The organism is Mesorhizobium sp. M0088, from assembly GCF_040322895.1.
GTDB lineage: Bacteria > Pseudomonadota > Alphaproteobacteria > Rhizobiales > Rhizobiaceae > Mesorhizobium.
The window spans coordinates 56,817-82,863 of sequence record NZ_JAMYUI010000023.1 but is presented as its reverse complement, the minus strand read 5'-3'; the positions used below and the strand labels follow the sequence as shown (position 1 = coordinate 82,863).

29 protein-coding genes are annotated in these 26,047 nt (G+C 60.9%); 25 read left to right on the top strand and 4 right to left on the bottom strand.

Annotation, left to right across the window (positions count from 1 at the left end):
• Nucleotides 1-21 precede the first annotated feature (21 nt).
• From NKJ67_RS25455 to NKJ67_RS25435, 5 genes are read left to right on the top strand one after another with little or no spacing between them, the layout of a single operon-like run.
• Nucleotides 22-993, top strand: coding sequence for a YVTN family beta-propeller repeat protein (locus tag NKJ67_RS25455; protein WP_256748117.1), 972 nt, complete (start codon nucleotides 22-24; stop codon nucleotides 991-993).
• A 29-nt stretch (nucleotides 994-1,022) separates the two neighbouring features.
• Nucleotides 1,023-1,466: a hypothetical protein gene (locus NKJ67_RS25450; protein ID WP_127259695.1), complete on the top strand. Its 444-nt coding sequence runs from the start codon at nucleotides 1,023-1,025 to the stop codon at nucleotides 1,464-1,466.
• Between the two features lie 56 nt (nucleotides 1,467-1,522).
• A complete protein-coding gene (locus NKJ67_RS25445) occupies nucleotides 1,523-2,311 on the top strand; it encodes a lanthanide ABC transporter ATP-binding protein PedB/LutE (protein WP_352583843.1) in 789 nt (262 codons plus the stop codon).
• A 35-nt stretch (nucleotides 2,312-2,346) separates the two neighbouring features.
• Nucleotides 2,347-3,183 carry a lanthanide ABC transporter permease protein PedC gene (locus NKJ67_RS25440; protein ID WP_050580490.1) on the top strand — a complete coding sequence of 279 codons (837 nt, stop codon included), beginning with the start codon at nucleotides 2,347-2,349 and terminating at the stop codon, nucleotides 3,181-3,183.
• Nucleotides 3,183-3,812 (top strand): hypothetical protein, encoded by a 630-nt coding sequence (locus NKJ67_RS25435; RefSeq protein WP_127269846.1) that lies wholly within the window; start codon nucleotides 3,183-3,185, stop codon nucleotides 3,810-3,812. The genes NKJ67_RS25440 and NKJ67_RS25435 overlap by 1 nt, the downstream gene beginning before the upstream one ends.
• Before the next feature lie 16 nt (nucleotides 3,813-3,828).
• Here the strand turns inward: NKJ67_RS25435 and NKJ67_RS25430 are convergent, their stop codons facing one another.
• Complete coding sequence (locus NKJ67_RS25430; protein ID WP_127269848.1) at nucleotides 3,829-4,029, bottom strand: hypothetical protein; 201 nt, start codon at nucleotides 4,027-4,029, stop codon at nucleotides 3,829-3,831.
• Nucleotides 4,030-4,227: 198 nt separating this feature from the next.
• Nucleotides 4,228-5,166, bottom strand: a complete 939-nt coding sequence (locus NKJ67_RS25425) for a LysR family transcriptional regulator (protein WP_292679874.1) — start codon at nucleotides 5,164-5,166, stop codon at nucleotides 4,228-4,230.
• A gap of 124 nt (nucleotides 5,167-5,290) precedes the next feature.
• On the opposite strand from NKJ67_RS25425, the gene NKJ67_RS25420 reads away from it, so the two are divergent.
• The 10 genes from NKJ67_RS25420 to gph are packed head-to-tail and all read left to right on the top strand — an operon-like array spanning nucleotide 5,291 to nucleotide 15,270.
• The gene (locus tag NKJ67_RS25420; protein ID WP_352583840.1) at nucleotides 5,291-6,337 is read left to right on the top strand and encodes a class 1 fructose-bisphosphatase; all 1,047 of its coding nucleotides are present in this window, start codon (nucleotides 5,291-5,293) and stop codon (nucleotides 6,335-6,337) included.
• Nucleotides 6,338-6,345: 8 nt separating this feature from the next.
• Complete coding sequence (locus NKJ67_RS25415) at nucleotides 6,346-7,218, top strand: phosphoribulokinase (RefSeq protein WP_027036917.1); 873 nt, start codon at nucleotides 6,346-6,348, stop codon at nucleotides 7,216-7,218.
• 10 nt (nucleotides 7,219-7,228) lie between these two features.
• On the top strand, nucleotides 7,229-9,241 hold the full coding sequence (tkt, locus tag NKJ67_RS25410; protein WP_352583838.1) for a transketolase: 2,013 nt from the start codon (nucleotides 7,229-7,231) through the stop codon (nucleotides 9,239-9,241).
• An 11-nt stretch (nucleotides 9,242-9,252) separates the two neighbouring features.
• Nucleotides 9,253-10,332, top strand: coding sequence for a class II fructose-bisphosphate aldolase (gene fba / locus NKJ67_RS25405; protein ID WP_127267899.1), 1,080 nt, complete (start codon nucleotides 9,253-9,255; stop codon nucleotides 10,330-10,332).
• Between the two features lie 21 nt (nucleotides 10,333-10,353).
• The gene (locus NKJ67_RS25400; protein WP_013532056.1) at nucleotides 10,354-11,847 is read left to right on the top strand and encodes a ribulose-bisphosphate carboxylase large subunit; all 1,494 of its coding nucleotides are present in this window, start codon (nucleotides 10,354-10,356) and stop codon (nucleotides 11,845-11,847) included.
• 18 nt (nucleotides 11,848-11,865) lie between these two features.
• A complete protein-coding gene (locus NKJ67_RS25395; protein WP_013532057.1) occupies nucleotides 11,866-12,300 on the top strand; it encodes a ribulose bisphosphate carboxylase small subunit in 435 nt (144 codons plus the stop codon).
• A 7-nt stretch (nucleotides 12,301-12,307) separates the two neighbouring features.
• Nucleotides 12,308-13,246: a CbbX protein gene (cbbX, locus tag NKJ67_RS25390; RefSeq protein WP_023810399.1), complete on the top strand. Its 939-nt coding sequence runs from the start codon at nucleotides 12,308-12,310 to the stop codon at nucleotides 13,244-13,246.
• Between the two features lie 60 nt (nucleotides 13,247-13,306).
• Nucleotides 13,307-13,993, top strand: coding sequence for a ribulose-phosphate 3-epimerase (rpe, locus tag NKJ67_RS25385; protein ID WP_352583835.1), 687 nt, complete (start codon nucleotides 13,307-13,309; stop codon nucleotides 13,991-13,993).
• 21 nt (nucleotides 13,994-14,014) lie between these two features.
• Entirely contained in the window at nucleotides 14,015-14,572 is a 558-nt protein-coding gene (locus NKJ67_RS25380) for a thioredoxin family protein (RefSeq protein WP_352583833.1), read from the top strand.
• On the top strand, nucleotides 14,569-15,270 hold the full coding sequence (gene gph / locus NKJ67_RS25375) for a phosphoglycolate phosphatase (protein ID WP_352583831.1): 702 nt from the start codon (nucleotides 14,569-14,571) through the stop codon (nucleotides 15,268-15,270). The genes NKJ67_RS25380 and gph overlap by 4 nt, the downstream gene beginning before the upstream one ends.
• Before the next feature lie 47 nt (nucleotides 15,271-15,317).
• Here gph and NKJ67_RS25370 read toward each other — a convergent pair whose 3' ends face one another.
• Nucleotides 15,318-15,698 carry a c-type cytochrome gene (locus tag NKJ67_RS25370; RefSeq protein WP_127321093.1) on the bottom strand — a complete coding sequence of 127 codons (381 nt, stop codon included), beginning with the start codon at nucleotides 15,696-15,698 and terminating at the stop codon, nucleotides 15,318-15,320.
• 363 nt (nucleotides 15,699-16,061) lie between these two features.
• Between NKJ67_RS25370 and NKJ67_RS25365 the strand changes: the two genes are divergently transcribed.
• The 6 genes from NKJ67_RS25365 to NKJ67_RS25340 all read left to right on the top strand — a co-directional run bounded on the left by NKJ67_RS25365 (nucleotide 16,062) and on the right by NKJ67_RS25340 (nucleotide 20,808).
• Nucleotides 16,062-16,271 (top strand): hypothetical protein, encoded by a 210-nt coding sequence (locus NKJ67_RS25365; RefSeq protein WP_127269602.1) that lies wholly within the window; start codon nucleotides 16,062-16,064, stop codon nucleotides 16,269-16,271.
• Between the two features lie 33 nt (nucleotides 16,272-16,304).
• The gene (locus tag NKJ67_RS25360) at nucleotides 16,305-17,291 is read left to right on the top strand and encodes an ABC transporter substrate-binding protein (RefSeq protein WP_352583829.1); all 987 of its coding nucleotides are present in this window, start codon (nucleotides 16,305-16,307) and stop codon (nucleotides 17,289-17,291) included.
• Nucleotides 17,288-18,112 (top strand): ABC transporter permease, encoded by an 825-nt coding sequence (locus NKJ67_RS25355; protein WP_127269855.1) that lies wholly within the window; start codon nucleotides 17,288-17,290, stop codon nucleotides 18,110-18,112. The genes NKJ67_RS25360 and NKJ67_RS25355 overlap by 4 nt, the downstream gene beginning before the upstream one ends.
• Entirely contained in the window at nucleotides 18,081-18,821 is a 741-nt protein-coding gene (locus NKJ67_RS25350; protein ID WP_032900692.1) for an ABC transporter ATP-binding protein, read from the top strand. The genes NKJ67_RS25355 and NKJ67_RS25350 overlap by 32 nt, the downstream gene beginning before the upstream one ends.
• Nucleotides 18,822-18,855: 34 nt before the next feature.
• Nucleotides 18,856-19,827, top strand: coding sequence for a quinoprotein relay system zinc metallohydrolase 2 (locus NKJ67_RS25345; RefSeq protein ID WP_352583826.1), 972 nt, complete (start codon nucleotides 18,856-18,858; stop codon nucleotides 19,825-19,827).
• A 117-nt stretch (nucleotides 19,828-19,944) separates the two neighbouring features.
• Entirely contained in the window at nucleotides 19,945-20,808 is an 864-nt protein-coding gene (locus tag NKJ67_RS25340; protein WP_127269859.1) for a quinoprotein dehydrogenase-associated SoxYZ-like carrier, read from the top strand.
• Between the two features lie 123 nt (nucleotides 20,809-20,931).
• Here the strand turns inward: NKJ67_RS25340 and NKJ67_RS25335 are convergent, their stop codons facing one another.
• Complete coding sequence (locus NKJ67_RS25335) at nucleotides 20,932-21,285, bottom strand: hypothetical protein (RefSeq protein ID WP_127269861.1); 354 nt, start codon at nucleotides 21,283-21,285, stop codon at nucleotides 20,932-20,934.
• Nucleotides 21,286-21,971: 686 nt separating this feature from the next.
• Between NKJ67_RS25335 and NKJ67_RS25330 the strand changes: the two genes are divergently transcribed.
• The 4 genes from NKJ67_RS25330 to NKJ67_RS25315 all read left to right on the top strand — a co-directional run bounded on the left by NKJ67_RS25330 (nucleotide 21,972) and on the right by NKJ67_RS25315 (nucleotide 25,996).
• Nucleotides 21,972-23,873 carry a methanol/ethanol family PQQ-dependent dehydrogenase gene (locus NKJ67_RS25330; protein WP_127267400.1) on the top strand — a complete coding sequence of 634 codons (1,902 nt, stop codon included), beginning with the start codon at nucleotides 21,972-21,974 and terminating at the stop codon, nucleotides 23,871-23,873.
• A gap of 176 nt (nucleotides 23,874-24,049) precedes the next feature.
• Entirely contained in the window at nucleotides 24,050-24,574 is a 525-nt protein-coding gene (locus NKJ67_RS25325) for a c-type cytochrome, methanol metabolism-related (protein WP_127267401.1), read from the top strand.
• Nucleotides 24,546-25,439 carry a substrate-binding domain-containing protein gene (locus NKJ67_RS25320; protein ID WP_352583823.1) on the top strand — a complete coding sequence of 298 codons (894 nt, stop codon included), beginning with the start codon at nucleotides 24,546-24,548 and terminating at the stop codon, nucleotides 25,437-25,439. The genes NKJ67_RS25325 and NKJ67_RS25320 overlap by 29 nt, the downstream gene beginning before the upstream one ends.
• Nucleotides 25,436-25,996 carry a PQQ-dependent catabolism-associated CXXCW motif protein gene (locus NKJ67_RS25315; RefSeq protein WP_127267403.1) on the top strand — a complete coding sequence of 187 codons (561 nt, stop codon included), beginning with the start codon at nucleotides 25,436-25,438 and terminating at the stop codon, nucleotides 25,994-25,996. The genes NKJ67_RS25320 and NKJ67_RS25315 overlap by 4 nt, the downstream gene beginning before the upstream one ends.
• Nucleotides 25,997-26,047: the final 51 nt, after the last annotated feature.

The following is a 26,047-nucleotide window of genomic DNA, read 5'->3' as shown; positions in this document are numbered from 1 at the left end:
AGTCAATCGGGAGGAATTTGCGTGCAGAAACGAGCTTGCGCATTCACTATTCTCGCGGCCGGCCTGACGGCCAGTCCGGCATCGGCCTATACGGCCTACGTTTCCAACGAGAAGGACAACACGATGACCGTCGTCGACACGGCGACGATGCAGGTGGTGAAGACAGTTGAAGTCGGCCAGAGACCTCGCGGCATCACCATCTCGCATGACGGCAAGTTCGTCTACCTATGCGCCAGCGATGACGATACGGTCCAGATCATCGATACCGCGACGCTTGAAATCGTCGGTACGCTGCCATCCGGCCCCGATCCCGAATTGTTCGTGCTCTCGCCGGACGGCAAGACGCTTTATGTCGCCAATGAGGACGATAATCTCGTCACCGCCATCGACGTCGAAAGCAAGCAGGTCCTGGCCGAGATTCCGGTCGGCGTGGAACCGGAAGGCATGGGTGTCAGCCCCGATGGCAAGACCATGGTCAACACCTCGGAAACCACCAGCATGGCGCATTTCATCGACACCAGCACGCATGAGGTGACCGACAACGTGCTGGTCGACACGCGCCCGCGCTTCGCCGACTTCAAGCCCGACGGCTCGCAGGTCTGGGTCAGCGCCGAGGTCGGTGGCACTGTCAGCGTCATCGACAACGCCAAACGCGAAGTGGTGAAGAAGATCCAGTTCGCGATTCAGGGACTGCGGGCCGAAACCATCCAGCCGGTAGGCATCGCCATCACCGCCGATGGTAAGAAAGCCTATGTCGCGCTCGGCCCGGCGAACCATGTCGCGGTGATCAATACCGACACCTACGAGGTGGAGAAATACATCCTCGTCGGCCAGCGAGTCTGGCATCTGGCCTTCACGCCCGACCAGAAAACGCTGATCACCACGAATGGCAATTCCAACGACATCACCTTCATCGACACGGCCACCGACGAGCCGGTCCAATCGCTCACCGTGGGCCAGCAGCCCTGGGGTGTGGTCATTTCGCCCAAATAGCAGACATTGATCATCGGGAGGCTCAAGACATGAAACTTTGCCGCAGGTTTTTCTTCGCCGCACTCGCCGGATTTGTCCTTGCTCCGATCGGAGCAAACGCCGACGATGCAACGCCAAAACCGTCGCGTGCCAGCAAGAACCTGCCGGAATTGATTATCGGTTCGGCCGATTCCACCTATGCCGTCAATCAGAAGGACTTCGAGTTGATCGCCGGCCAGGGCTATCGCTGGAAGATCACCTCCAAAGGCGGTTTCGAATACAAGTTCGTGACCGACCTCTTCCGCAATGTCTGGATGGACCAGATCGTCATCAACGATTTGGAAGTGCATATGGACGGCGGACCAGCCTGGCTGGAATTCGACGATGCGGGAACGATCCAGGTACAGTTCCATACCGTTCGCCCGGGCGAATATACCTGGTCGGTTCCCGACCTCGCCGACAAGGGACTGAAGGGCAAGATTACGATCAAGTGAGACAAAAGGCGATCAGGGCGCCAGATAGCCAACGCGTCCTGAAGGAGCGGCCCGGCATGCAGCACATGAGGACAAGCGGTCCGGGAGAAGAGGTGGCGGCGCTCGATGTCGGTGCCGTCAGCCATTCCTATGGCCAGAAGCGGGCGCTCAACGACGTCTCCTTCTCGATCGCGCCGGCGACTTTCACCGTTCTGCTCGGCCTCAACGGGGCCGGCAAGACAACGCTGTTCTCACTGATAAGCCACCTCTACGACACGCGTCACGGATCGATCCGCATCTTCGGCCATGACATTCGCCGCGCATCCGGCGAAGCACTCAGACGCGTCGGCATCGTGTTCCAGGCACGCACCCTCGACCTCGACCTCAGCGTCTACCAGAATCTCTCATACCACGCCTCGCTGCATGGCATTGGCGGACGCGAAGCTCGCCAGCGCATTGCCGCGCTGCTTGAAACGGTCGACATGCAGGGCCGCCAGCATGACAAGGCACGCAGCCTCTCCGGCGGTCAGATGCGGCGCATCGAAATCGCCCGGGCGCTGTTGCACCGACCTTCCCTGCTCCTGCTTGACGAGGCGACCGTAGGCCTCGACATCGAGTCTCGCGCGGGCATCCTCGCCACCATCCGCAAGCTCGTCCAAGCCGAGGGCATCGGCGTGCTCTGGGCCACGCATCTGATCGACGAAGTCGAAGACGCCGACCATGTCGTCATACTGCGGCGGGGTGATCTGGTCGCGAGCGGCAAGGTGTCGGATGTGATCCGTGCGAATGGTGGAAGTTCGATTCGCGAAACCTTTTCGAAGCTCAGCCGCGTCGATGCGGCGGGCATGGCGGAGACGTCGCCATGAGCGCTCCTGCGATGCCTGGAAAGCTCGCCGGCATCATGCCAGTGCGGTCTGAGCCATTCGGCCTGCGCCACTATCTCATTTGCCTGAAAGGCGTCGTCCTGCGCGAGTGCCTGCGCTTCCTGCACCAGCGCGAACGCTTCATTTCCTCGCTGGTCCGGCCGCTCGTCTGGCTGTTCATCTTCGCCGCCGGCTTTCGCCAGGTGCTCGGCGTGTCGATCATCCCACCCTACAAGACCTATGTGCTCTACGAGGTCTATATCACGCCGGGCCTTTGCGGCATGATCCTGCTGTTTTCCGGCATGCAGTCTTCGCTGTCGATGGTCTACGACCGCGAGATGGGCAATATGCGCATCCTGCTGGTCAGCCCGTTTCCGCGCTGGTTCCTGCTGGTGTCGAAGATGCTCGCCGGCGTGGCCGTATCGATCGTGCAGGTCTACGCGTTCCTGATCGTTGCCTGGTTGTGGGGCGTCAAGGCGCCGCCACTCGGCTACCTCTATGTGCTGCCGGCACTGTTCCTGTCGGGCATGATGCTTTGCGCGCTCGGCATGCTTTTGTCTTCGCTGATCAAGCAGCTCGAAAACTTCGCCGGCATCATGAACTTCGTCATCTTTCCCGGCTATTTCGCGTCTCCGGCGCTGTATCCCTTGTGGCGCATCCAGGAGGCGAGCCCGCTGCTCTACAAAATCTGCCTCTGCAACCCGTTCACCTATGCCGTCGAACTGATCCGCTTTGCCTTCTACGGGCAGATCGAATGGCTGTCGCTGGGCGTCGTGGCCGGCTGCACGCTGCTGTTTCTGGGCGGCGCCATTATCGCATACGACCCTTCGCGCGGTTTGGTGATCCGCAAGCAGGACATGGGAGGAAACGCCTGATGGCGCGAATGAGACTTGTTCACACTCTCGTTGTGGTCGCCACGCTTGCCTTGATGGGAGGCGCCGGCGCGGCAAACACCGATCCCGACTGGCCTTGCATACAACGTAAGGTGCCACGGCTCTCGCTTGGCCAGATCTGGAATGGGCCGGAGCTTCCTGCGACCGCGAAAGATTGGGCGAAGGATGCCCGTGTGTCGGCGCTTGTCGAAGCGGTGGCGGCCCGGCGGACGCCGATTGCCGAAGCCCAAAAAGAGATCAAGGATTTCGCGACTTCCCTGCCGCCCGAGCAGGTCGCACCAAAAATGACGATGCTGGTGCAGGGAATGTTCGAGCATATGGACGCCGAGCGTTCGCACGTGATCTCCGGCATCTCCCGCTATGCGCACAAACAGCTCGAAATGGCGGCACAGTTGCGCAAGGAAGCATCCGAAGTCGACGCGCTGCGCGCCAAGGCCGATGCGGATCCGGACGAAGTCGAACGGCGAACCGACCAGCTGAATTTCGCGACGCGAATTTTCACCGAACGGGTCCAGTCGCTGACTTATGTCTGCGATGTGCCCACGATAATCGAGCAGCGGCTTTACCAGTTGTCGAAGACCGTCTCGGAAACGCTCGTCGTGAAGAAATAGAGCTTGGCTGCCTGTCTCATGACTCCCTGCCAGGCAGCACACGCCAACGCTGCACGAAATAACCGGGATGTGTTTCGATCCACCGAGCCACCAGCGGCTGCGCCTGCATGAAGGCAGTCCCGGGATTCATCGCCAGACCGTCCACCATTTGTTCGCGTTGTTCGCAGGTCCGCGGTATATCCGTCAGGCAGACCATCATAACGAGTGTGTAAAGCATTACCCCTTTTCCCCATCGAATTCCCGAACCCTACCCGGGAGATTTCCGAACAGTCTGCAGGGGTTGCACATACAGATCGCTTACGGGTGTGAAAGGACGTGGCCCCCGCTCTTTCGCACTGCAACATAACACATCGCTTATATAACACCAACGATCGCGGGCGTTCTCCACCGGACTTTCCGTCGCGTTCGTGCAATGTCATCCCGCCTTGTCTGGATACAGCTTTCCGAAAAGGGGCAGGTACATCGCGCCCTTGCGCATCAGGAAATCGTTGAACGTGGCCATGGCCGGCGAGATTGCGTGATCGGTTCGCATCACTGAGAACCATTGCCGGCGGATCGGCATGCCGACAACGTCGAGGATGACAAGCCGGCCTGCTTCGGTTTCCGCAGCGATGGTGTGGGCAGAGATGAAGGCGATGCCCAGGCCGGCCATCACCGCCTGCTTGATCGTTTCGTTCGACGCCATCTCGACACCGAGATCGTCGATGCGGCCAGGCACGTCGCTCAGGAATATTTCCAGCGAGATGCGGGTTCCGGAGCCGGGCTCGCGAATAAGGAAATGCTCCTCCGCGATCCGCTCCTTGGAGATATCTCGCGCCGCGACCAACGGATGGTCTGGCGGCGCGATGATGACCAGCGGGTGATCGCCGAAGACCGAAGCACGCACCGGAACCTCTTTCGCCGGGCGCCCCATCAGCGCGATGTCGATGTCGTGGTTCCTGAGGTTGTCGATCGTCTGGGCGCGGTTGCCGATGGCAAGCCGCATGTCGATGTCGGGATGGTCCTTCATGAACGCAGCCATCAGCCGCGGCGCGAAATATTTGGCGGTGGAAACGACGCCGAGCCTCAGGCTGCCGGTGCGTACGCCCTTGATGGCATCCATCTTGTCTTCGAGCAAACCGAGATGCTCCTCGATAACCTGCGCTGTCTCGACGAAAGCCCGACCTGCGGCAGTGGGACGCATGCCGTCCGACGTTCGGTCGAACAGAGCCAGCTGGAATTCTTCCTCCACTTGCCGCAACTGGATTGTCAGCGCTGGAGGAGACAGACCTAACATCTTGGCCGCGCTGACAATTTTGCCGCACTTGGTGATTGCCTGGACGGTCTTGAAATGCTTGAGCGTGAGGTTCCTCATGCCGCATACTAAATTATTTTTACTGGTTAAGTAAAGTTATTGAATTTTACTTATCTCGCGACGTTTGTTTCCATTCCTCCAGTCCAGCCGCTCCGAGGAGATGCGGCCGGACCGGGAGGTTACGATGCCAGCGGCAACGCTCGACGCTTTTCTGAACTCCTATCTCGGCCAGCCTGACGAATTCCGCTCGGCAGTTGTGACGACCGTCCGTCAGTTGACACAGGCCGCCATCAAGGTCCGCAACACCATCAACCAAGGGGTGCTCGGCGCCGCCTTTGCCGAAACCCGTGGCGCCAATGCCGACGGCGACGTCCAGAAGGATCTCGACGTCTTCTCCGACGACATCTTCCTCGACGCCATGCGCCGGGCGCCTGTCGCGCTTTACGCCTCCGAGGAACTGGAGCAGCCGGTCCTGCTCGACAGGCAAGCGCCACTAGCCATCGCGATCGACCCGCTCGACGGCTCTTCCAACATCGACACCAACGTCTCGATCGGAACGATCTTCTCGCTCCTGACCGCAACTGGCGCGCCGGACGCTGATCCGGCCGCCTCTTTCTTGCAGGCGGGCGTGAACCAGCTAGGCGCCGGTTTCTTCATCTATGGGCCGCAGCTGGCACTCGTCCTGTCGCTCGGCAGCGGCACCCATGTCTTCGTCTTCTCGACAAGGCTCGGCACCTTCGTCCAGGCCTATGAAAGCCGGATCATTCCGCAACGCACTCAGGAATTCGCCATCAACGCCGCCAACTACCGGCACTGGGACGAGGCCGTGCGGCTCTATGTCGACGACTGCCTGGAGGGCACCGAAGGACCGCGCGAGAAGGATTTCAACATGCGCTGGATCGCCTCTCTGGTTGCCGACTGTTACCGCATATTGATGCGCGGCGGCGTTTTTCTCTACCCCGGCGATCGGCGCAAGGGCTATGGTCAGGGACGGCTGCGCCTCGTCTACGAGGCCAACCCGATCGCCTATCTCATAGAACAGGCTGGTGGTGCCGCCACCGATGCGATCAACCGCGTCCTGGAAATCGAACCCGAGAGCCTGCATCAGCGCGTGCCGATGATCTTCGGGTCGGCGCGGGAAGTCGCGCGCATCACCCGTTACCACACAGAGCCGAGCAACATCGGTGAGCGTGCGCCGCTGTTCAGCCGCCGCGGCCTGTTCAGAGCCTGAGCAGCACCATGTCAGCCAAGCACCCCATCATCACCATCACCGGGTCGTCGGGCGCCGGCACGACCTCGGTCAAGCGCATCTTCGATCTGATTTTCCGGCGCGAGAACATCGAGGCCGCTTTCATCGAAGGCGACGCCTTCCACCGCTACGATCGCGCGGCGATGAAGGCAAAGGTGGCCGAGGAGGAAAAGGCCGGCAACCCGAACTTCACCCATTTCAATGCAGCGGCCAACGAACTCGGAATTCTCGAAGAGGTGTTCGCGGAATATGGCCGCCGCGGAACCGGCAAGACCCGCACTTACATTCATGATGAGGAAGAGGAAAAGCAGCACGGCACGCCACCGGGAACCTTCACCGAATGGCGCGAGTTCGCTCCCAGCGACCTGCTCTTCTACGAGGGGCTGCACGGCTGTGTCGTCACCGACACGATTAATCTAGCCAAGCATGCGGATCTCAAGATCGGGGTCGTGCCGGTCATCAATCTCGAATGGATCCAGAAGATCCATCGCGACCGTTCGACACGCGGCTATTCCACCGAGGCGGTGATGGACGTGATCCTGCGCCGGATGCCCGACTATGTCCGCTACATCGTCCCGCAATTCTCGCAGACCGCCATCAACTTCCAGCGCGTGCCGATCGTCGACACGTCCAACCCGTTCATCGCGCGCTGGATCCCGACGCCCGACGAATCGATGCTGGTTATCCGCTTCGCCAATCCGCGCGGCATCGATTTTCCGTATCTGCTGTCGATGATCCACGACTCGTTCATGTCGCGGCCAAATTCCATCGTGGTGCCAGGCAACAAGCTCGATCTTGCCATGCAGCTGATCCTGACGCCGCTCATCCTGCAATTGATTGAACGCAAGAGCCGTGTGTCGTGAGGAGGATGCAATGACCAGCCAAGCAGCACTGAAGCCCGTCACCACAACCGCTCCCGTCTCGGAGCGCGACATGGCGAACGCCATTCGAGCGCTGGCGATGGACAGCGTCCAAAAGGCGAATTCGGGTCACCCTGGCATGCCGATGGGCATGGCCGACGTCGCAACGGTGCTGTTCAACCGCTTCATCAATATCGATCCGTCGAGGCCGGACTGGCCCGACCGTGATCGTTTCGTGCTTTCAGCCGGCCACGGCTCGATGCTGCAATACGCGCTGCATCATCTGCTCGGCTACGAAGACATGCAGATCGAGGAATTGCAGCGATTTCGGCAGTTGGGCAGCCGCACCGCCGGACATCCGGAATACGGCCATGCGCTTGGCGTGGAGACCACCACCGGACCGCTCGGACAGGGCATTTCCACGGCGGTCGGCATGGCGCTGGCGGAACGTATGCTTGCCGCCCGCCACGGTGCCGATCTGGTCGATCATCATACCTATGTCGTTGCGGGCGACGGCTGCCTTCAGGAGGGCATCAGTCACGAGGCGATAGACCTCGCTGGTCACCTGAAGCTTTCCCGCCTGATTGTTTTCTGGGACGACAATGCGATTTCCATTGACGGGCCGACCTCCCTCTCCACGTCGATGGACCAGCCGGCGCGCTTCAAGGCCGCCGGCTGGGATGTCCAAAGCGTCGCCGGCCACGACATGGAGGCAGTCGCCGCGGCAATCGAGGCGGCGCGGCGATCGGATCGGCCATCGCTGATTGCCTGCCGCACAGTGATCGGCATGGGTGCCCCCAATCTCGGCGGTTCGGAAAAGACGCACGGCGCACCGCTGGGTGAAGCAGAGATCGCCGCGACACGCGAAAACATCGGCTGGGCGCACGCACCGTTCGATGTGCCGGATGATATCCTTTTCGCCTGGCGCGAGATTGCCGGTCGCGGCGAAGCGATGCGGCGCGCCTGGGAGCAGCGGCTTGCCGCCTCGCCGCGGCGCGAGGCTTTCGAGAGCGCCGTCGCCGCCGAACTGCCCGACACGGTCTTCGAAGCGCTCGACGCCTTTCGTCGCGAACATGTCGAGAAGGCAACCAAGGTGGCGACGCGAAAAGCCTCCGAAATGGCGCTGGAGGCCATCAACGGCGCAACGGAATTGACCGTCGGCGGCTCGGCCGATCTGACGCATTCGAATCTGACGATCACCAAGGGCATGAACCGCATTGCACCGGGTGCCTATGCCGGCCGCTACATTCACTACGGCATTCGTGAGCACGGCATGGCGGCCGCCATGAACGGCATCGCGCTGCATGGCGGTTTCGTGCCCTATGGCGGTACGTTCCTGTGCTTCGCCGATTATGCGCGCGGCGCGATGCGGCTCTCGGCGCTCATGGGCCAGCGCGTCATCTATGTGATGACACACGATTCCATCGGCCTCGGCGAGGACGGCCCGACGCACCAGCCGGTCGAGCACCTTGCGATGCTGCGTGCCACGCCTAATCTCAACGTCTTCCGCCCGGCGGATGTCATCGAAACGGCGGAGTGCTGGGAACTCGCGCTAAAGAGCAAGGATCGGCCGAGCGTCCTGGTGCTGTCGCGCCAGAACCTGCCGATGCTGCGTCGGTCGCACAGCGACGAGAACCGCTCCTGCCAGGGCGCTTACATCCTGCGGGAGCCGGCAAGGCACCGCGCCGTCACCCTGATCGCCACCGGCTCGGAAGTCGAGATCGCGGTTGCTGCCGCCGAAAGGCTGGAGACCGAGCATGGCGCCGCCGCCGCCGTCGTGTCGATGCCGTGCTGGGAGCTTTTCGAGGAGCAGGACAGCGCCACCCGCAAGGCCGTCCTCGGCTCGGCGCCGCGCGTCGCGGTCGAAGCGGCAGCCCGGCTGGGCTGGGACCGCTGGATCGGCGAGACCGGCGCTTTCGTCGGCATGACCGGCTTCGGCGCCAGCGCCCCTGCCCCCGACCTCTACCGGCATTTCAACATAACGTCCGAAGCGGTTGCTGCAGCGGCGCTGAAGCTCATCATCTAGGAGGATTCACAATGGCTCGCATCACCCTTCGCCAGCTTCTCGACCATGCCGCCGAGCACGGCTACGGCGTACCGGCATTCAACATCAACAACATGGAACAGGGCCTCGCCATCATGGAAGCGGCCAAGGCCTGCGACGCGCCTGTCATCATCCAGGCTTCGCGTGGCGCCCGATCCTATGCCAACGACATCATGCTGGCCAAGATGATGGAGGCGCTGACCGAAATCCACCCGACCATCCCGCTATGCATCCATCAAGACCACGGCAACAGCGAGGCCACCTGCCTTTCCGCGATCCGCCACGGCTTCACCTCGGTGATGATGGACGGATCCTTGATGGCGGACGCCAAGACGCCGGCCAGCTACGACTACAACGTCGCCATAACCGAACGCGTCGCACGCATGGCGCATTGGGTCGGCGCTTCCGTCGAAGGCGAACTGGGTGTGCTCGGCTCGCTGGAAACCGGTCAAAGCGAGGCAGAGGATGGCCACGGCGCCGAAGGCGCGCTTTCCCACGACCAGTTGTTGACCGATCCCGATCAGGCGGTCGACTTTGTGACCGCAACCCAGGTCGACGCGCTGGCGATCGCCTGCGGCACCTCGCACGGCGCCTACAAATTCACCCGCAAGCCGGACGGCGACATCCTGGCCATGCAGGTGATCGAGGCGATCCACGAAAAGCTGCCCAACACGCATCTGGTCATGCACGGCTCTTCCTCGGTGCCGCAGGAGTTGCAGGACATTATCAACAGATACGGCGGCGAGATGCCCCAGACCTTTGGCGTTCCGGTCGAGGAGATAGAGCGCGGCATCCGCTACGGCGTGCGCAAGGTCAACATCGACACCGATTGCCGCATGGCCATGGCCGGGCAGTTCCGCCGCGTCGCGACGGAAGACCCGCGCGAGTTCGATCCCCGTAAATTCCTGAAGCCAGCCATGGATGCCTTGCGCGACCTTTGCCGGGACCGGTTCGAGCGTTTCGGTACGGCGTCCAACGCCTCGAAGATCAAGGTCATCGCCATGGACGAGATGGCGAAACGTTACGCCGCGGGAAAGCTCGATCCCCATATCGCCACCGCGAAAGCCGCCTGAGCAACAAACAGGAGACCTGTCATGAACAAGATCGACATACTGCCAGCGGGAACGCTCAAGGAAGGCAAGGAACGCTACAAGTCAGGGGTCATCCCCTACAAGAAGATGGGCTACTGGGAGCCGGACTACAGGCCCAAGGAGACCGATCTGATCGCCATGTTCCGGATCACGCCGCAGCCGGGCGTCGACCACGAGGAGGCGGCGGCGGCCATCGCCGGTGAATCCTCCACCGCGACGTGGACCGTGGTGTGGACCGACCGACTGACGGCCTGCGAGCTCTATCGCGCCAAGGCGTTCAGATCCGAGCCGGTGCCGAACACCGGTCCCGGAACCAAGACCGAGCAACAGTACTTCGCCTACATCGCCTACGACCTCGACCTGTTCGAGCCGGGCTCGATCGCCAATCTGACCGCATCGATCATCGGCAATGTGTTCGGCTTCAAGGCAGTCAAGGCGCTGCGGCTGGAAGACATGCGTATCCCGGTGGCGTACCTCAAAACCTTCCAGGGGCCGGCGACCGGTATCGTGGTGGAGCGTGAGCGGCTCGACAAGTTCGGCCGGCCGCTGCTCGGCGCGACGACGAAGCCGAAGCTCGGCCTGTCGGGACGCAATTACGGGCGCGTCGTTTACGAAGCGCTGAAGGGCGGCCTCGACTTCGTCAAGGACGACGAGAACATTAACTCGCAGCCCTTCATGCACTGGCGCGACCGCTTCCTCTACTGCATGGAGGCCGTGAACAAGGCGTCGGCCGCCACCGGCGAGGTCAAAGGACATTATCTCAACGTCACCGCCGGCACGATGGAGGAGATGTACGAGCGCGCCGAATTCGCCAAGCAGCTTGGCTCCTGCATCGTCATGATCGACCTCGTCATCGGCTACACGGCGATCCAGTCGATGGCCAAGTGGGCGCGCCGCAACGACATGATCCTGCACCTGCACCGTGCCGGCAACTCGACCTATTCGCGCCAGAAGAACCACGGCATGAATTTCCGCGTCATCTGCAAATGGATGCGCATGGCCGGCGTCGACCACATCCATGCCGGCACGGTGGTCGGCAAGCTGGAAGGCGACCCGCTCATGATCAAGGGATTTTATGACACGCTGCGCGAGGAGCGCACGCCGCAGAACCTCGAAACCGGGCTGTTCTTCGATCAGGAATGGGCCTCGCTCAACAAGGTGATGCCCGTCGCCTCGGGCGGCATCCATGCCGGCCAGATGCACCAGTTGATCCACTATCTCGGCGAGGACGTCATCCTGCAGTTCGGCGGCGGCACGATCGGCCATCCGGACGGCATCCAGGCTGGCGCGACAGCCAATCGTGTCGCCTTGGAAGCGATGATCCTGGCCCGCAACGAGGGGCGCGATTATTTGCGCGAAGGGACCAAGATCCTCGAACAGGCGGCCAGATGGTGCACGCCGCTGAAGGCTGCCCTGGAGACCTGGAAGGACGTCACCTTCAACTACGAATCGACCGACACGGCCGACTTCGTGCCAACCGCAACGCCCAGCTTCTAGACGAAAGGAACCGTCGTCATGATGACCAATCCGGGAAACAAGGTCACGCAGGGACAGTTCTCGTTCCTGCCCGACCTGACCGATGAGCAGATTTCGGCGCAGATCAAATACGCGCTGAAGAACCATTGGGCGGTCAGCGTCGAGTACACGGACGATCCGCATCCGCGAAACACCTATTGGGAAATGTACGGCAACCCGATGTTCGACTTGAAAGATCCGGCGGGCATACTGCTCGAGGTCAACGCTTGCCGGAAAGCCTGTCCGAACATGTATGTGCGGGTAACCGCCTTCGATTCGACCAAGGGCTGGGAAGCCCCGCGCATGTCGTTCATTGTCAACCGGCCGCCCAGCGAACCCGGGTTCCGGCTGCTACGCCAGGAGCGCGACGGCCGCAGCCAGGGTTATTCGATCGTGCCTTATGCGACCGACAGGCCCGAGGGCGAGCGGAGCTAGCTGAACCATGCTGAACGCGATGACCAAGGACGCTGCCGCACAGGACGCGACGGTTGATCTGCAGGCCGAGTTCGAGGCGTCCAACATCGACGAGGTCATGGACAAGCTCGACCGTGAGCTCGTTGGCCTGAAGCCGGTCAAGACTCGCATCCGCGAGATCGCCGCTCTCCTCCTGGTCGACCGGCTTCGCCGCAAGTTCGGGCTGACTTCGGGCGCCCCGACGCTGCACATGAACTTTACGGGAAATCCCGGCACCGGAAAGACCACCGTGGCGCTGAGGATGGCCGAAATCCTGCATCGTCTGGGCTATGTCCGCGAAGGCCACATGGTCGCCGTGACGCGCGACGATCTCGTCGGCCAGTATGTGGGCCACACCGCGCCCAAGACCCGCGAGGTGATCAAGCGTGCCATGGGCGGCGTGCTTTTCATCGACGAGGCCTACTATCTCTACAAGCCCGAGAACGAACGCGACTACGGCCAGGAATCGATCGAAATCCTGCTGCAGTGCATGGAGAACAACCGTGACGATCTGGTTGTGATCCTTGCCGGCTACAAGAACAAGATGGACCGCTTCTTCGACAGCAATCCCGGCATGCGTTCGCGCATCGCCCATCACCTCGATTTCCCCGACTATGGCGTCAGCGAACTGAAATCGATCGCCGAGATTATGCTCGCGGAGCAGAATTATCGCCTCAGCGAGGCGGCGTCCCGTGCGCTCGAAGAGTATCTTCCGATCCGCATGAGGCTGCCGCATTTCTCCAACGCGCGTTCGGTCCGCAATGGGCTCGACCGGGCGCGGCTGCGGCAGGCCAACCGGCTTTTCGCATCGCGCAGCCGGGTGTTGACCAAAGCCGATCTTGTCACCATCGAGGAATCCGACATTCGCGGCAGCCGCGTGTTCGCGGAAGGGAAACTCGAAGGCGAACCGGAGACGAAGATGCGCTGACGGGATGGAGCCGGCTGGCGCAGCGACCAACACCCGCAGACAGAATTGGAGACGACGACCATGGTCACCAGGACAATCATCGCACCCTCCGTGCTTTCCGCGGATTTCTCGCGGCTCGGCGACGAGGTCGAAGCTGTCGTGCGGGCGGGTGCCGACTGGATCCATCTCGACGTGATGGACGGCCATTTCGTGCCCAACATCACCTTCGGTCCGCCGGTGATCAAGGCGATCCGCGACCGAACGGACAAAATCTTCGACTGCCATCTGATGATCGCGCCGGCCGACGCCTATCTGGCCGCCTTCGCCGACGCGGGCTGCGACATCATCACGGTGCATGCAGAGGCCGGGCCGCATCTCGATCGTTCCCTGCAGGCGATCAAAAATCTCGGCAAGAAGGCCGGCGTATCGCTGAATCCTTCGACGCCGGAGAGCGTCATAGAGTATGTGCTCGACAGGCTCGATCTGGTGCTTCTGATGACGGTCAATCCAGGCTTCGGCGGCCAGGCCTTCATTTCCGCGGTCATCGAGAAGATCAGGCGAATCAAGGCACTGGTTGGCCGCCGCCCGATTGACATCGAAATCGATGGCGGCGTCACGGCCGAAACCGCCCCGCTGGTCGCCGCGGCCGGCGCCAATGTGCTGGTCGCCGGGTCGGCCGTGTTCAAGGGGAGCACCGAGGCGGCTTATCACGCCAACATTGGAGCCATCCGACAGGCGGCCGACGGTGCGATCCGGAAAGCGGCGTAAACAATTCCATCGGAGGCAAGCATGGCGGCCGTCCCCCCTGTCTGCGATTTCGGCTGGCGCGCCATCGATGCCGTTTTGCCTGGCGTCGACGGGAGGTCGCATTTGATCTTCAGCCAGGCCGGCCCGAACGGTCTGGTCGTGGCCTTCATCTGCAATCACTGCCCTTATGTGAAGGCAGTGATTTCACGTATCGTGCGCGATGCCAACGACCTCAAGGCCGAAGGTATCGGCTTTGTCGCGATCAACTCAAACGATGCCGACACCTACCCGGAGGATTCCTTCGACCAAATGAAGCTCTTCGCCACGACGAACGGCTTTAGCTTCCCTTACCTGCACGACCACCGCCAAACTGTGGCGCGCGATTACGCAGCCGTGTGCACTCCCGATTTCTTCGGGTTCAACAGCGAGTTGGGACTGCAATATCGCGGTCGGCTGGACGCCTCGCGACGAGAAGCCGGAGCGCCCGGGCTGAGACGCGACCTGTTCGAGGCGATGAAGCAGGTTGCCCGAACCGGCGACGGGCCGCTGGACCAGATCGCCTCGATCGGCTGCTCGATCAAGTGGAAGGATGCCGCATGAACGTCGGTGCAGGTAGGCCGCTTCGATCGCCGAAGGCGATCCTGTTCGATCTCGACGGCACGCTGGTCGACTCGGCACCGGACATAGCGGCCGCCGTCAACGAACTGCTGGCCAGTCGCGGTCTGCCGCCGCTGCGCCTGGATCAGGTCACGGCCATGATCGGCGGCGGCGTCAGGAAATTGATCGAGCGAGCCTTCGCCGCGTCGGGAGCGCCACTGCTCGGCAACGCTCTCGATGAGGCCCATCGCGTCATGGCGCCTATCTACCGCCGGCATCTGACCGGCCTGACAAGGCTGATGCCTGGAGTCAGGGAGGCTCTCACCCACTTTCATTTGGGCGGAGTAAGCATGGGCGTGGCAACCAACAAACCGCAGTTGGCGACCCGCGAAATCCTGCTTCATTTCGGATTGACGGAATATTTCGGCGCAATCGTTGGCGGAGACGCGGTGACATTCCTGAAACCGGCGCCCGATGCCCTGCTGCTGGCGTTGGCACAGCTTGGGGTCGACGCCGGTGACGCGCTGCTGGTCGGAGACAGTGGCGCTGACCTGGGTGCCGCACGCGCCGCCGGCATGGCCGTCATTCTGTTGCGCGGCGGCTACAGCCACATTCCGGTGGAAGAGCTTGGCGCCGACCTCGTTTGCGACAATCTCTTCGATCTGCCTTCGGCCATGCAGAAGCTGCAAGCCGATGCGTGATCAAGGCGTCCGCCGGCCGAACGCAAATTCGAACGGCCGGCTGCGCTCTATTTCGAGAATTGCTTCAGATAGGCAATGACATTGGCGATGTCTTCGTCCTGCTTGAGGCCGACAAACGCCATCTTCGTTCCTTTGATCATGGCCTTGGGATCGTGAAGATAGGTCTTCAGCGAGGGCTCATCCCATTTGACGCCGGATTTGCCAGCCGCGACCATCGCCTGAGAATAGCTGAACCCCGGGTGTGTCCCAGCCGTTCGGCCTATGACGCCGTTCAACGACGGGCCGACCTTGTTCTTGTCCTGGTCGGCGGCATGGCAGACCTTGCATTTGGCGAAGACCTTCTCACCAGCCGCCGCATCCTGGGCCTGGGATTGGCTCGCGATGAAGGGCACAACGGACATGACTGCGAAAAATGCGATTGCGCGCATGGTATTTCCTCATTGATCGTCTGGGTGCCCTGGACGATTTGCGCATGCCGATCCTTTGATCCGTCTGCATGCGCCTTACGCGGTGGAGTGGAATATCCGCTTCTCCCGTGGAGCCGCGCCGCGTGGCTCAGAAGCTAATTGGCATGTTGTGAAAGTCAATCGTACAAAGGTTTAGAGGCCTGGGTGCTCAAGAGACCTGTCCATTCGTCTTTGTTGACGGCTATCCGGCGAGCGCGTAGCTTGACCTCATTCCGGTTTCTCCATTGGCACCTCGGGAAATCCGGCAAGCGGTGATTTTGTCCTCGCTCCTGGTTGGGCTGGGCTCGCCGATATGGGCGTTTGGGAACGCGCAAGAGGTGCTGAATGGACATGGTCGATCTCATATTGACGGTTTGCCTCAGCGCCAATCCGAGCAATTGCCGAGACGAACATCTCTATTTCGAGAGCCGCGGCACTCTGTTCCAATGCATGATCCTTGCCCCCAGCGAAATCGCGAAATGGTCTCAAGAACACCCGAACCTCAAGGTCATGCGCTGGAAATGCGCATTTCCGAGCAAGGAACGAGCCATCTGATTTGGCAGCGCGGAACCCTGGGGAGGAGGTGTCATGATGGTTTCACGGCGCATGACGCTGCGTCTGGCGGTTCTCGGGACAGCCGCTGTTCTTGCTACCAGGCCGGTCGTTGCGGCAGCCAGGATTCGCCTCGGTGTGCTGAAGTTTGGAACCGTGAGTTGGGAACTCGATACGCTAAGGCGGCACAAATTCGATGCCGCCAACGGGATCGATCTGGAGATCATCGACTTCGCCGGCGAGGATGCAACCAACGTCGCGATGCTGGCTGGCGCGATCGACATGATCGTCTCCGACTGGCTGTGGGTCTCGCGCCAGCGCTCCGAAGGCGGCGACCTCACATTGACCCCCTATTCGACCTCCGTGGGGGCGATCATGGTGAAGGAGGATTCGCCGATCCGGACGGTCGCCGATCTCGAGGACAAGAAAATCGGCGTCGCCGGCGGCCCGCTCGACAAGAGTTGGCTGCTTATACAAGCGCTGAGCAGACGCGATCTCGGCGTCGACCTGTCGGCAGCCAGCGACATCGTCTTCGGCGCGCCGCCGCTGATTTCGGAAAAGGCGATACAGGGCGAACTCGATGCGGTGCTGAATTTCTGGCATTTTTGCGCCCGTCTCGAGGCCAATGGCTTCCGTCGACTGATCGGCGTGAACGACGCGGCAAAGTCGCTCGGGGCTCTGGGACCCGTTTCGGCCCTCGGTTACGTCTTCCATGACCAATGGGCAAACGAGAACCCGGATGCAGTCAGGGGTTTCGTGAGGGCGTCCGCGCAAGCCAAGGACTTGCTGGCCAGATCCGATGACGAATGGCTGCGCCTGGCGCCGATCATTCGCGCGGAAGGCAAGGAACTGGAAAAGCTGCGCGATCGCTACCGCCAGGGCATTCCCAGACGGTCGGTCGCCGAGGAAGCGGCCGACGCCGGCAGGCTATACCATGTGCTGGCGGCGATCGGCGGCGCGAAACTTGTCGGCAGCGCGCCGGAAATGGCGCCCGGCACGTTCTGGCAGGATCCCCGGAAATGACCGCATTGGGAACCGACGGCACACGTGATGCTCCGCCGAGCATGTCCGGCCGACGCAGTCTGGCGACGGCACTCATGCCCGCGCTGACCGTAGCGGTCTCCCTGCTCGGGCTTTGCCTGCTGTGGAACCTTGCGGCAAGTGTCTGGCCAAGCCGTGCCTTTCCAGGGCCTCGGCAGGTCTGGCAGGTGCTTCTCAGGGAGGCTGCGAGCGGCGACCTCTTTTACCATCTCGGCGTGACTCTCGGCCGGGTCGCCGCGGCATATATCGTCGCCATGATCATCGGATCCGTCATCGGCGTTTTGCTCGGCAGCCATCGTCGCGTCGACCGTTTTTTCAACCCGTGGGTGATCCTGTTCCTCAACATCCCGGCGCTGGTGGTCATCGTCCTCGGCTACATCTGGTTCGGCCTCAACGAGGCGGCGGCGATCGGCGCGGTGGCGGTGAACAAGATCCCGAATGTCGTGGTGACGATGCGCGAAGGCGCCAGGGCGCTCGATCCAAGTTACGCCGAAATGGCCACCGTCTATCGCTTCGGCCGCCTTGAACGCATCCGCCATATCCTGCTGCCGCAATTGCAGCCCTATCTTGCCGCCGCGTCGCGATCCGGCATCGCCCTCATCTGGAAGATCGTCCTGGTCGTCGAACTGCTCGGCCGCTCGAACGGTGTCGGCTTCCAGATCCATCTCTATTTCCAGCTCTTCGATGTCGCCGCCATCCTTGCCTACACGCTGGCTTTCGTGGCGGTGATGCTTGTCATTGAACTCCTCCTGGTGCAGCCCGTTGAACGACATGCAACCCGTTGGCGCCGTCGTCCCGCTTAAGGTCGACATCGCCGAAAAGACCTTCAGGTCCGCGCGAGGCGTCTCGATCACCGCGCTTCAGGACCTTTCCTTCGAGGTCCGGCAAGGCGAATTCGCCTGCTTGCTGGGACCGTCGGGCTGCGGCAAAACCACGACGCTGCGTATCCTGCTTGGCTTGGACAAAGACTTTTCCGGCTCCTTTCAGTTGCCGCAAGGAGGTTCGAACCGCATCGCCGCCGTATTCCAGGAACCGACCCTGCTGCCGTGGCGAACGGTGGAACAGAATGTCAGGCTGGCGTTGCCGAAAAGCTTGAGAGCGAAAAATCTGGACGGGCTGTTCGACACGCTCGGCCTCGCCGGCATGCGCTCGCTCTATCCTGCCGAACTGTCGCTCGGCCTTGCGCGCAGGGCAGCACTTGCCAGGGCTTTCGCCACCGAGCCGGCGGTGCTTTTCCTGGACGAACCTTTTGTCTCGCTCGACGAACAGACCGCCGAGCGGCTTCGGCATCTGCTTTTGACCGTGTGGTCGGCACGGCCAACGACCGCCTTGATGGTGACGCACAATCTACGCGAGGCACTGATGCTGTCGGACCGCATCATCGTGCTCGCGCCACGGCCAACCCATGTGCTCGGCGTGTTCGACGTACGGTTGCCACGGCAACATCGCAATTCGCAGGTGATGAGCGACCTCCTGCGGTCGTTCCATCATAGATTTCCGGACGTCACCTGATCGCCTGCTGGCGAAATGCATATCGGAGGCCTTCATGTCGGTTGATCGGCTAAGACGCAGGCTTGTGAGTGGCTTCACCTGCACCGCTGCCAGCGCCGCCTTGCTGCCATGCTGCCTCGGACGAGCCGTTCTGGCCGCAGGCGGCAGCTTGCGGTTCTCGACCACGCAAATCGCCGACGGCGTCTTCGCCTTCCAGGGCGCGGATGAATTGATGACCGCCGCCAACAACGGTGCGATCTGCAATCTGGGCGCCGTCATCGGCACCGATGCGGTTGCCGTCATCGACAGCGGTGGCAGCCTGATCGAGGCGGAGGCCTTTCTCGCCGCGATCGGAAAGCTGACAGCAAAGCCGGTTCGCTTCCTGGTCAACACCCACATGCATCCCGACCACGTCTTCGGCAATGCGGCATTCCGGAAGATCGGCGCGACCATCGTCGGTCACCGCAATCTGCCGCGTGCTCTCGAGGCGCGTGGAGCGTTCTATCTGCACAACTATCGCGAACAGCTTGGCGAGGCGTTGATGGAGGGGATCGAGATCGTGCCGCCGACCATGCTGGTCGACGATCGCCTGCAACTCGACCTCGGCGGGCGCATGATTGAACTGCGGGCATGGAAGGCGGCGCACACCGACAACGACCTGACCGTATTCGATACCGCGACCAGAACGCTCTTTGCCGGCGATCTCGTGTTCATGGGCTGCTTGCCGACGCTCGACGGATCACTGCTTGGATGGCTCCGCCAGATGGATGCGCTCACCGCGATCGACGCCACGCGCGTCGTTCCAGGTCATGGTCCTGTAACGGCCGACTGGCCACAGGCGCTGGCGGGGGAGCGACGCTATTTCGAGATTCTGGCGCGCGATATCCGAAAGGCGGTCGCCGACGGAACGCCGCTGCGCGAAGCAGTCAAAACCGCTGGCGAAACCGAACGGGATAATTGGCACCTGTTCGACGACTACAACCAGCGCAACGCAACGGCCGCATTTGCCGAACTCGAGTGGGAATAGACGATGCCGACATGCGTCCAGCAGCTGTAAGGCACGGCGATTTGCCAAGGCGTCGCCAAAGGCTTATCCTCAACGCCAGCCTGGGCACCACCTCTCCGCATTGGTGGAGGCATCGAAATGCAAAATCACCCTTACTCGAGCCGGCAGCTCGCTTTGCCGCTCGCATCCGTTTTTGTCGCGATCATCTTGGCCATCGGCACGCTGCTCGGTTCCTCCGGAACCGCCAGCGCACAGCAAACAACCGCGTCCTCGGACAGAATCTGGCATGACTTGAAGGGCGACGTGTTCGGCGATCGGGCAATTCTGGTCGATACCGGCGTCGTCAGGATCGAAGCGCCGAAGCGGGCGCAGGATGCCGCCATCGTGCCCGTGGACATCTATCTCGATCCAGCCAAGGCGCCGGACGGCATCAAATCCGTTACCTTGATCATCGATGCCAACCCTGCACCGGTGGCGGCAACGTTCCAGCTCGGCAAGGATGCCGGCGTGACGCATCTGTCGACGCGCGTGCGCGTCAACGACTATTCCTATCTGCGTGCCATCGCTGAGACGCAGAGCGGCCAGCTCCATATGATGCAGACCTTCGTCAAGGCATCAGGCGGATGCTCCGCCCCTGCGGTCAAGAACCAAGACGAGGCCAACGCGACGATGGGTCAGATGAAGCTGCGCCAGTTCCCGCCCAAAGAGACGATGACCAAGACTGAGGAACTGCAGTTGATGATCCGGCATCCTAACAATTCGGGCCTGCAGCGGGATCCGCTGACCCAGTATTTCATACCGGCGCATTTTGTTCAGAAACTGTCGATCTCGCAAGCCGGCCGGCCGATCCTCTCCATGGAAGGTGGAATATCGATTTCGGAAGACCCCAATTTCCGGTTCGATTTCACCGTGCATGGCAACGGCGAAATCCAGGTGGAAGCGACCGACACGGATGGCAAAACATTCCGCAATCAGTGGCCCCTGGAGACAGCAGGTCTCTAAAGTATCCCTTTGCGCCGTAATGCCGGATGCTTGCCAGCTCGATCCCGGAAGTGAAGCTCATTTCGGGAGGATCATGTCCAGACAAAGGATGGAACTCCATCCGGCTTGCGGAGGGAGCAGGCTCTAAAAGCAGCGCACGTCGGCTTCCGACTGCGCACGCTTCAATTCGGTACGGGCGGCCTTCGCCGGTGCGCTTTCGCGAAACAGCCCCGCGTTTTCGCCTGTGGTCAAAGACATACTCTTGAAAGTCTCGGCCCTCTCATAGTGGTCGTACGGAAGGATCGAGGCGATGACGTCGATCGAGCAGGAACAGCTTTCCAGCGCCTTACGTGTCTGGCCGTTCGTCTGCATGCAGCCGAGCACGTAATCGGCAATCGTTGCTGTCGGGTAATCTCCCGCGGCGCCCGCCGGGTTTGCGAAGGCCAGCGGCGCGGCCAGGAGCAGCGGCAAGGTCGAAAATCCAACATATCTGATCATGGGAAAACCTCCGGTTAGCCTGGGCGCGATGTGCCAAGTCGGGATCACCGTGGCAGTTGGCAACGAGCCGCAGAGGCAGTCAAGCGCCCATGGCTTCCGTATACGACCAAAGGAGGAATGCGGTACTCATCGACCGTGGTTCCGCATGGCGGCCTGATGGCCCGCTCCACACCCCAACTCCAACGATCATCTCATGCTTGGCCCACTATCGATTCCCCATGCAGCACGTAGATGGCCAGGTCGGGACCTCGAAGTGAATACCGCTAAATAAAATCCTTGCTTAGGTGAAATGTAAAACTCAAAAAATAATCAAATTTTATGCGGCCAGCCGTTACTTAGCTAGTAGAAATACTTTATCTAACAAATACCGTCCTAGTTATTTCCTTATATTGCACCGCATCATTTACGATATTGCGGTGCAAAAAGACACCCAGGCTTTTTTGCTTGCCTAGCGTTTTGCGATGACATAGCCTCACCCTGTTTCCGGCTTCAAGGGCGTCACCGTCATTAGGGAGCGGCGACAGTCTTTCGTAGGCCAAGGTGAGGTGGGCAGTAACGGTGCCCTCTGCACATCTGGCTTAGGTCGTGACACGCTGCCGGAAATATTTCCCCCCCGTGAATCGCTTGGGCAAGCCCTTGTGGGCTCAGCAAATGATTCATCACTATGAACCTCGGGAGGAATTCGGATGCGTGTACTTACGAAAGCTACCTATATTCTAACCACTGCGGCGTTTCTGTCGCTCGGCGCGGCCTATACGGCGTCGGCTAACGAGGACCTTGCAAAGCTGGCTTCGGATTCGAAGAACTGGGCAATGCAGACGGGTGACTACGCCAACACCCGCTATTCCAAACTCAACCAGATTACTGCGGACAATGTGAAGAACCTGCAGGTCAAGTGGACCTTTTCCACCGGCGTGCTACGAGGCCACGAGGGTGGACCGCTTATCATCGGCGATGTGATGTATGTCCACACGCCTTTCCCGAACAATGTCTTTGCGCTCGACCTCAAGAATGACGGGAAGATCCTCTGGAAATACGAACCCAAGCAGGATCCCAACGTCATTCCGATCATGTGTTGCGATACGGTCAATCGCGGTGTTGCCTATGGTGACGGCAAGATCATTCTCAATCAGGCCGACACCACGGTCGTCGCCCTCGATGCGAAGACCGGCAAGGTCGTCTGGTCGGTCAAGAACGGTGACCAGACCGATGGCGGCAAAGGCGAATCCGGTACGGCTGCCCCCGTCGTCGTCAAGGACAAGGTGCTCATCGGCGTCTCCGGCGCCGAATTCGGCGTTCGCGGCTGGCTGGCCGCCTACAATCTGAAAGATGGCAAACTCGCCTGGAAAGCCTATTCGGAAGGTCCGGACGCAGACACCCTGATCGATCCCGAAAAGACCACGCATCTCGGCAAGCCGGTGGGCAAGGACTCCGGCACGAACACTTGGGAAGGCGAGCAGTGGAAGACAGGCGGAGGCACGACATGGGGATGGTATTCCTATGATCCCAAGCTGAACCTGGTCTACTATGGCACCGGCAATCCCTCGACGTGGAACCCCGTACAACGCCCCGGCGACAATCGCTGGTCGATGACGATCATGGCCCGCGATGCGGACACGGGTGTTGCCAAATGGCTCTACCAGATGACCCCGCATGACGAATGGGACTATGACGGCGTCAATGAGATGATCCTCGTCGACGGCATGGAGGTCAACGGCGCCAAGCACGATGTGCTGGTGCATTTCGACCGCAACGGCTTTGCCTACACCATGGATCGCGCCAGCGGCGACCTTCTCGTCGCCAAAAAATACGATCCGTCAGTGAACTGGGCGACGGAAGTCAACATGGATCCCAAGAGCGACCAGTATGGCCGCCCGCAGGTCGTGGCGAAATACTCGACTCAGCAGAACGGCGAAGACACCAACTCGACGGGCATCTGCCCGGCGGCGCTTGGAACGAAGGACCAGCAGCCGGCGGCCTATTCGCCGAAGACCGGGCTGTTCTATGTCCCGACCAACCATGTCTGCATGGACTATGAGCCTTACAAGGTAAGCTACACCGCCGGTCAGCCCTATGTTGGCGCCACCGTGTCGATGTACCCGGCCCCTGGCGGCGACGGCAGCATGGGCAACTTCATTGCCTGGGATGCAGCCAAGGGTGAGATCGTCTGGTCGAAGCCCGAGATGTTCTCGGTGTGGTCTGGCGCGTTGGCCACGGATGGCGACGTCGTCTTCTACGGCACGCTCGAAGGCTACATCAAGGCGGTCGATAAGGACGGCAAGGAACTCTACAAGTTCAAGACCCCGTCCGGCATCATCGGCAACATCACGACCTACGAGCAGGGCGGCAAGCAGTACATCGCCGTTCTGTCGGGTGTTGGCGGCTGGGCAGGTATTGGCCTGGCAGGCGGCCTGCTTTCGCCTGATAACGCCGCTGCCTGGCATGGCGCCGTCGATCAGGGCCGTGCCCAAGGCGATGAGGCCGCCGTCGTTGGCACCGCTGGTCTTGGTGCCGTCGGTGGCTACGCGGCACTTGCCGACTACACGACGCTGGGCGGTCAGCTCACCGTCTTCGGTCTCCCGGATTGATGCGCTGGGAACCTTGAGAACGCCTCAGGTCTTGTGAGACCAAAGGCTTGAAGAACGAGAGCCCGGATCATCCGGAAGCCATGGCCGGGCTCTCGATTCGGTTACGCACCCAAAACACCGATCAATGCCGGTCGCGCCAGCAAAACCGTGTCCATTGGCAAATGAAGGAAGTTTGAATGTCCGTTCGCATTGTAATTTCGGCTTTGGTCCTGGCTCTGCTGCCTCTGGCAAGCTCAGGCGTCGCCCAGGCCGACGACAGCATGGAAAAAGCCAAGGCGGTGAAGGAAGAAGGCGGCAAGTATTTGGATGCGGATGGAAATCCGACCTACAATATCGAAAACGGAACCGTCGATTGGTACACGTTCAGCGGCTACCGCCGGTATCACTCCGATTGCCATGTCTGCCACGGACAGGATGCAACAGGTTCGAGCTATGCGCCGGCTTTGGTCAACAGCCTGAAAAACATGGATTACGGCACGTTCCTCTCGATCGTCGCCGAGGGCCGCAAGAATGTCGGCGGCGGCAAGGAAAACGTCATGCCTGCCTTTGGCGACAACAAGAATGTCTATTGCTACATGGACGACCTCTACATCTACCTGCGCGCGCGCGCAGATGGCGCGGCGCCCCGCGGACGGCCGCCCAAGCACGAAGACAAGGCCCAGGCGGCGAAGGATGCCGAAGCATCCTGCATGGGTGGGTGACATGATTGGCCGCGATGCATTGAAGCTGCGCGTCGTTCTGCCGATCCTCGGCACGCTCGCCTTGCTGCCGTCGAATGCGCATGCGCAAAGCGCCGGCCTTGGTGCGGCGGGAGAACTGGTCGACCCCGACATCTTGCGCGTCTGCGCCGATCCCTCGAATATGCCCTTCACCGACAAGAGCGGCGAAGGATTCGAAAACAAGCTGGCAGAGCTGGTTGCCGCGAAAACCGGGCGCAAGTCCGTCTCCTACACCTGGTTTCCCACGATCACCGGCTTCGTGCGCAATACGTTGGGGGCCAACCGATGCGACATCATCATGGGCTATGCCCAGGGCGATGAGCTGGTGCAGAACACCAACGCCTACTATCGCTCCGCCTATGTGCTTGTGCATCCGAAACGCCACGATATGGAAGGCGTGGAAACGATCGAGGATCCCAGACTCAAGGGCAAGACGATCGGCGTCGTTGAAAGCACGCCGCCAACCGCCAACATGGCCGCCAACAAGCTCCTGCGGACCGCCAAGATCTATCCGCTTGCGGTGGATACGCGCGTCACCCCATCCATGGGGGAGGTCATGATCAAGGACATGCTGGCACACAAGATCGATGCGGCGGTGCTGTGGGGACCGATGGCAGGTTACTATGCCAAGGAACTCGGAGCTGATGTGACGATCGTTCCACTGGTGAAGGAAAAAACCGGCTCGCGCATGTCTTACCGCATTACCATGGGCGTACGTCCGTCCGACCAGGAATGGAAGCGGACGCTCAACCGGGTGATCAGGGAAAACCAGGCGGAGATCACCAGGATCCTGCTGAGCTATAACGTGCCGCTGATCGACGAACACGACAACCTGATTACCCAATGAATGGAAGGGAGACTATTTTCTTGCTGGTCGCCGCGAGCCTTCTGGGTCTGACCGAGCCGACATGGGCTGGCGATGTCGCCGAACCCAGCGGTTTCCGGATGGACGACTATCGGGCGCCGGTGCCGCGGACGCTGCAAGGCGCGAGGGTGGTGACGACGGTGGAAGCGGAAGCGCTGTGGCGGGCGAAAAAGGCGATCTTCTTCGACGTGATGCCGGACACGCCCAAACCGACCAATTTGCCGGCAGGAACCATATGGAGGGACAAGGTCAGAAAGGACATCCCCGGCAGCATATGGCTGGCCAATGTGGGATACGGCGCTATTTCGCAGGAGACCGCCAGCTATTTTCGCCAAGGCCTCGAGGCCAAGGCCGGGACGGACAAGTCGCGCGCGATTCTGTTCTACTGCATGACGAATTGCTGGATGTCGTGGAATGCGGCGAAACGGGCCGTCGAGTGGGGCTACAGTTCGGTAATCTGGTATCCGCTAGGCGCTGATGGGTGGGAAGATGCAAACCTTCCACTGGAGGAGAAAAAACCCTACACAACGAACAATTGAAGTAAGGACTGCAATTATTCTCGATAGTTTGTTTTCAACTTTTCAAAACCT

Bases quoted from the DNA above. Each gene is read 5' to 3' on its own strand.
- NKJ67_RS25450 (WP_127259695.1), top strand. From the start codon at position 1,023: ATGAAACTTTGCCGCAGGTTTTTCTTCGCCGCACTCGCCGGATTTGTC.
- NKJ67_RS25445 (WP_352583843.1), top strand. From the start codon at position 1,523: ATGCAGCACATGAGGACAAGCGGTCCGGGAGAAGAGGTGGCGGCGCTC.
- NKJ67_RS25440 (WP_050580490.1), top strand. From the start codon at position 2,347: ATGCCAGTGCGGTCTGAGCCATTCGGCCTGCGCCACTATCTCATTTGC.
- NKJ67_RS25435 (WP_127269846.1), top strand. From the start codon at position 3,183: ATGGCGCGAATGAGACTTGTTCACACTCTCGTTGTGGTCGCCACGCTT.
- NKJ67_RS25430 (WP_127269848.1), bottom strand. From the start codon at position 4,029: ATGCTTTACACACTCGTTATGATGGTCTGCCTGACGGATATACCGCGG.
- NKJ67_RS25425 (WP_292679874.1), bottom strand. From the start codon at position 5,166: ATGAGGAACCTCACGCTCAAGCATTTCAAGACCGTCCAGGCAATCACC.
- NKJ67_RS25420 (WP_352583840.1), top strand. From the start codon at position 5,291: ATGCCAGCGGCAACGCTCGACGCTTTTCTGAACTCCTATCTCGGCCAG.
- NKJ67_RS25415 (WP_027036917.1), top strand. From the start codon at position 6,346: ATGTCAGCCAAGCACCCCATCATCACCATCACCGGGTCGTCGGGCGCC.
- tkt (WP_352583838.1), top strand. From the start codon at position 7,229: ATGACCAGCCAAGCAGCACTGAAGCCCGTCACCACAACCGCTCCCGTC.
- fba (WP_127267899.1), top strand. From the start codon at position 9,253: ATGGCTCGCATCACCCTTCGCCAGCTTCTCGACCATGCCGCCGAGCAC.
- NKJ67_RS25400 (WP_013532056.1), top strand. From the start codon at position 10,354: ATGAACAAGATCGACATACTGCCAGCGGGAACGCTCAAGGAAGGCAAG.
- NKJ67_RS25395 (WP_013532057.1), top strand. From the start codon at position 11,866: ATGATGACCAATCCGGGAAACAAGGTCACGCAGGGACAGTTCTCGTTC.
- cbbX (WP_023810399.1), top strand. From the start codon at position 12,308: ATGCTGAACGCGATGACCAAGGACGCTGCCGCACAGGACGCGACGGTT.
- rpe (WP_352583835.1), top strand. From the start codon at position 13,307: ATGGTCACCAGGACAATCATCGCACCCTCCGTGCTTTCCGCGGATTTC.
- NKJ67_RS25380 (WP_352583833.1), top strand. From the start codon at position 14,015: ATGGCGGCCGTCCCCCCTGTCTGCGATTTCGGCTGGCGCGCCATCGAT.
- gph (WP_352583831.1), top strand. From the start codon at position 14,569: ATGAACGTCGGTGCAGGTAGGCCGCTTCGATCGCCGAAGGCGATCCTG.
- NKJ67_RS25370 (WP_127321093.1), bottom strand. From the start codon at position 15,698: ATGCGCGCAATCGCATTTTTCGCAGTCATGTCCGTTGTGCCCTTCATC.
- NKJ67_RS25365 (WP_127269602.1), top strand. From the start codon at position 16,062: ATGGACATGGTCGATCTCATATTGACGGTTTGCCTCAGCGCCAATCCG.
- NKJ67_RS25360 (WP_352583829.1), top strand. From the start codon at position 16,305: ATGATGGTTTCACGGCGCATGACGCTGCGTCTGGCGGTTCTCGGGACA.
- NKJ67_RS25355 (WP_127269855.1), top strand. From the start codon at position 17,288: ATGACCGCATTGGGAACCGACGGCACACGTGATGCTCCGCCGAGCATG.
- NKJ67_RS25350 (WP_032900692.1), top strand. From the start codon at position 18,081: ATGCAACCCGTTGGCGCCGTCGTCCCGCTTAAGGTCGACATCGCCGAA.
- NKJ67_RS25345 (WP_352583826.1), top strand. From the start codon at position 18,856: ATGTCGGTTGATCGGCTAAGACGCAGGCTTGTGAGTGGCTTCACCTGC.
- NKJ67_RS25340 (WP_127269859.1), top strand. From the start codon at position 19,945: ATGCAAAATCACCCTTACTCGAGCCGGCAGCTCGCTTTGCCGCTCGCA.
- NKJ67_RS25335 (WP_127269861.1), bottom strand. From the start codon at position 21,285: ATGATCAGATATGTTGGATTTTCGACCTTGCCGCTGCTCCTGGCCGCG.
- NKJ67_RS25330 (WP_127267400.1), top strand. From the start codon at position 21,972: ATGCGTGTACTTACGAAAGCTACCTATATTCTAACCACTGCGGCGTTT.
- NKJ67_RS25325 (WP_127267401.1), top strand. From the start codon at position 24,050: ATGTCCGTTCGCATTGTAATTTCGGCTTTGGTCCTGGCTCTGCTGCCT.
- NKJ67_RS25320 (WP_352583823.1), top strand. From the start codon at position 24,546: ATGCCGAAGCATCCTGCATGGGTGGGTGACATGATTGGCCGCGATGCA.
- NKJ67_RS25315 (WP_127267403.1), top strand. From the start codon at position 25,436: ATGAATGGAAGGGAGACTATTTTCTTGCTGGTCGCCGCGAGCCTTCTG.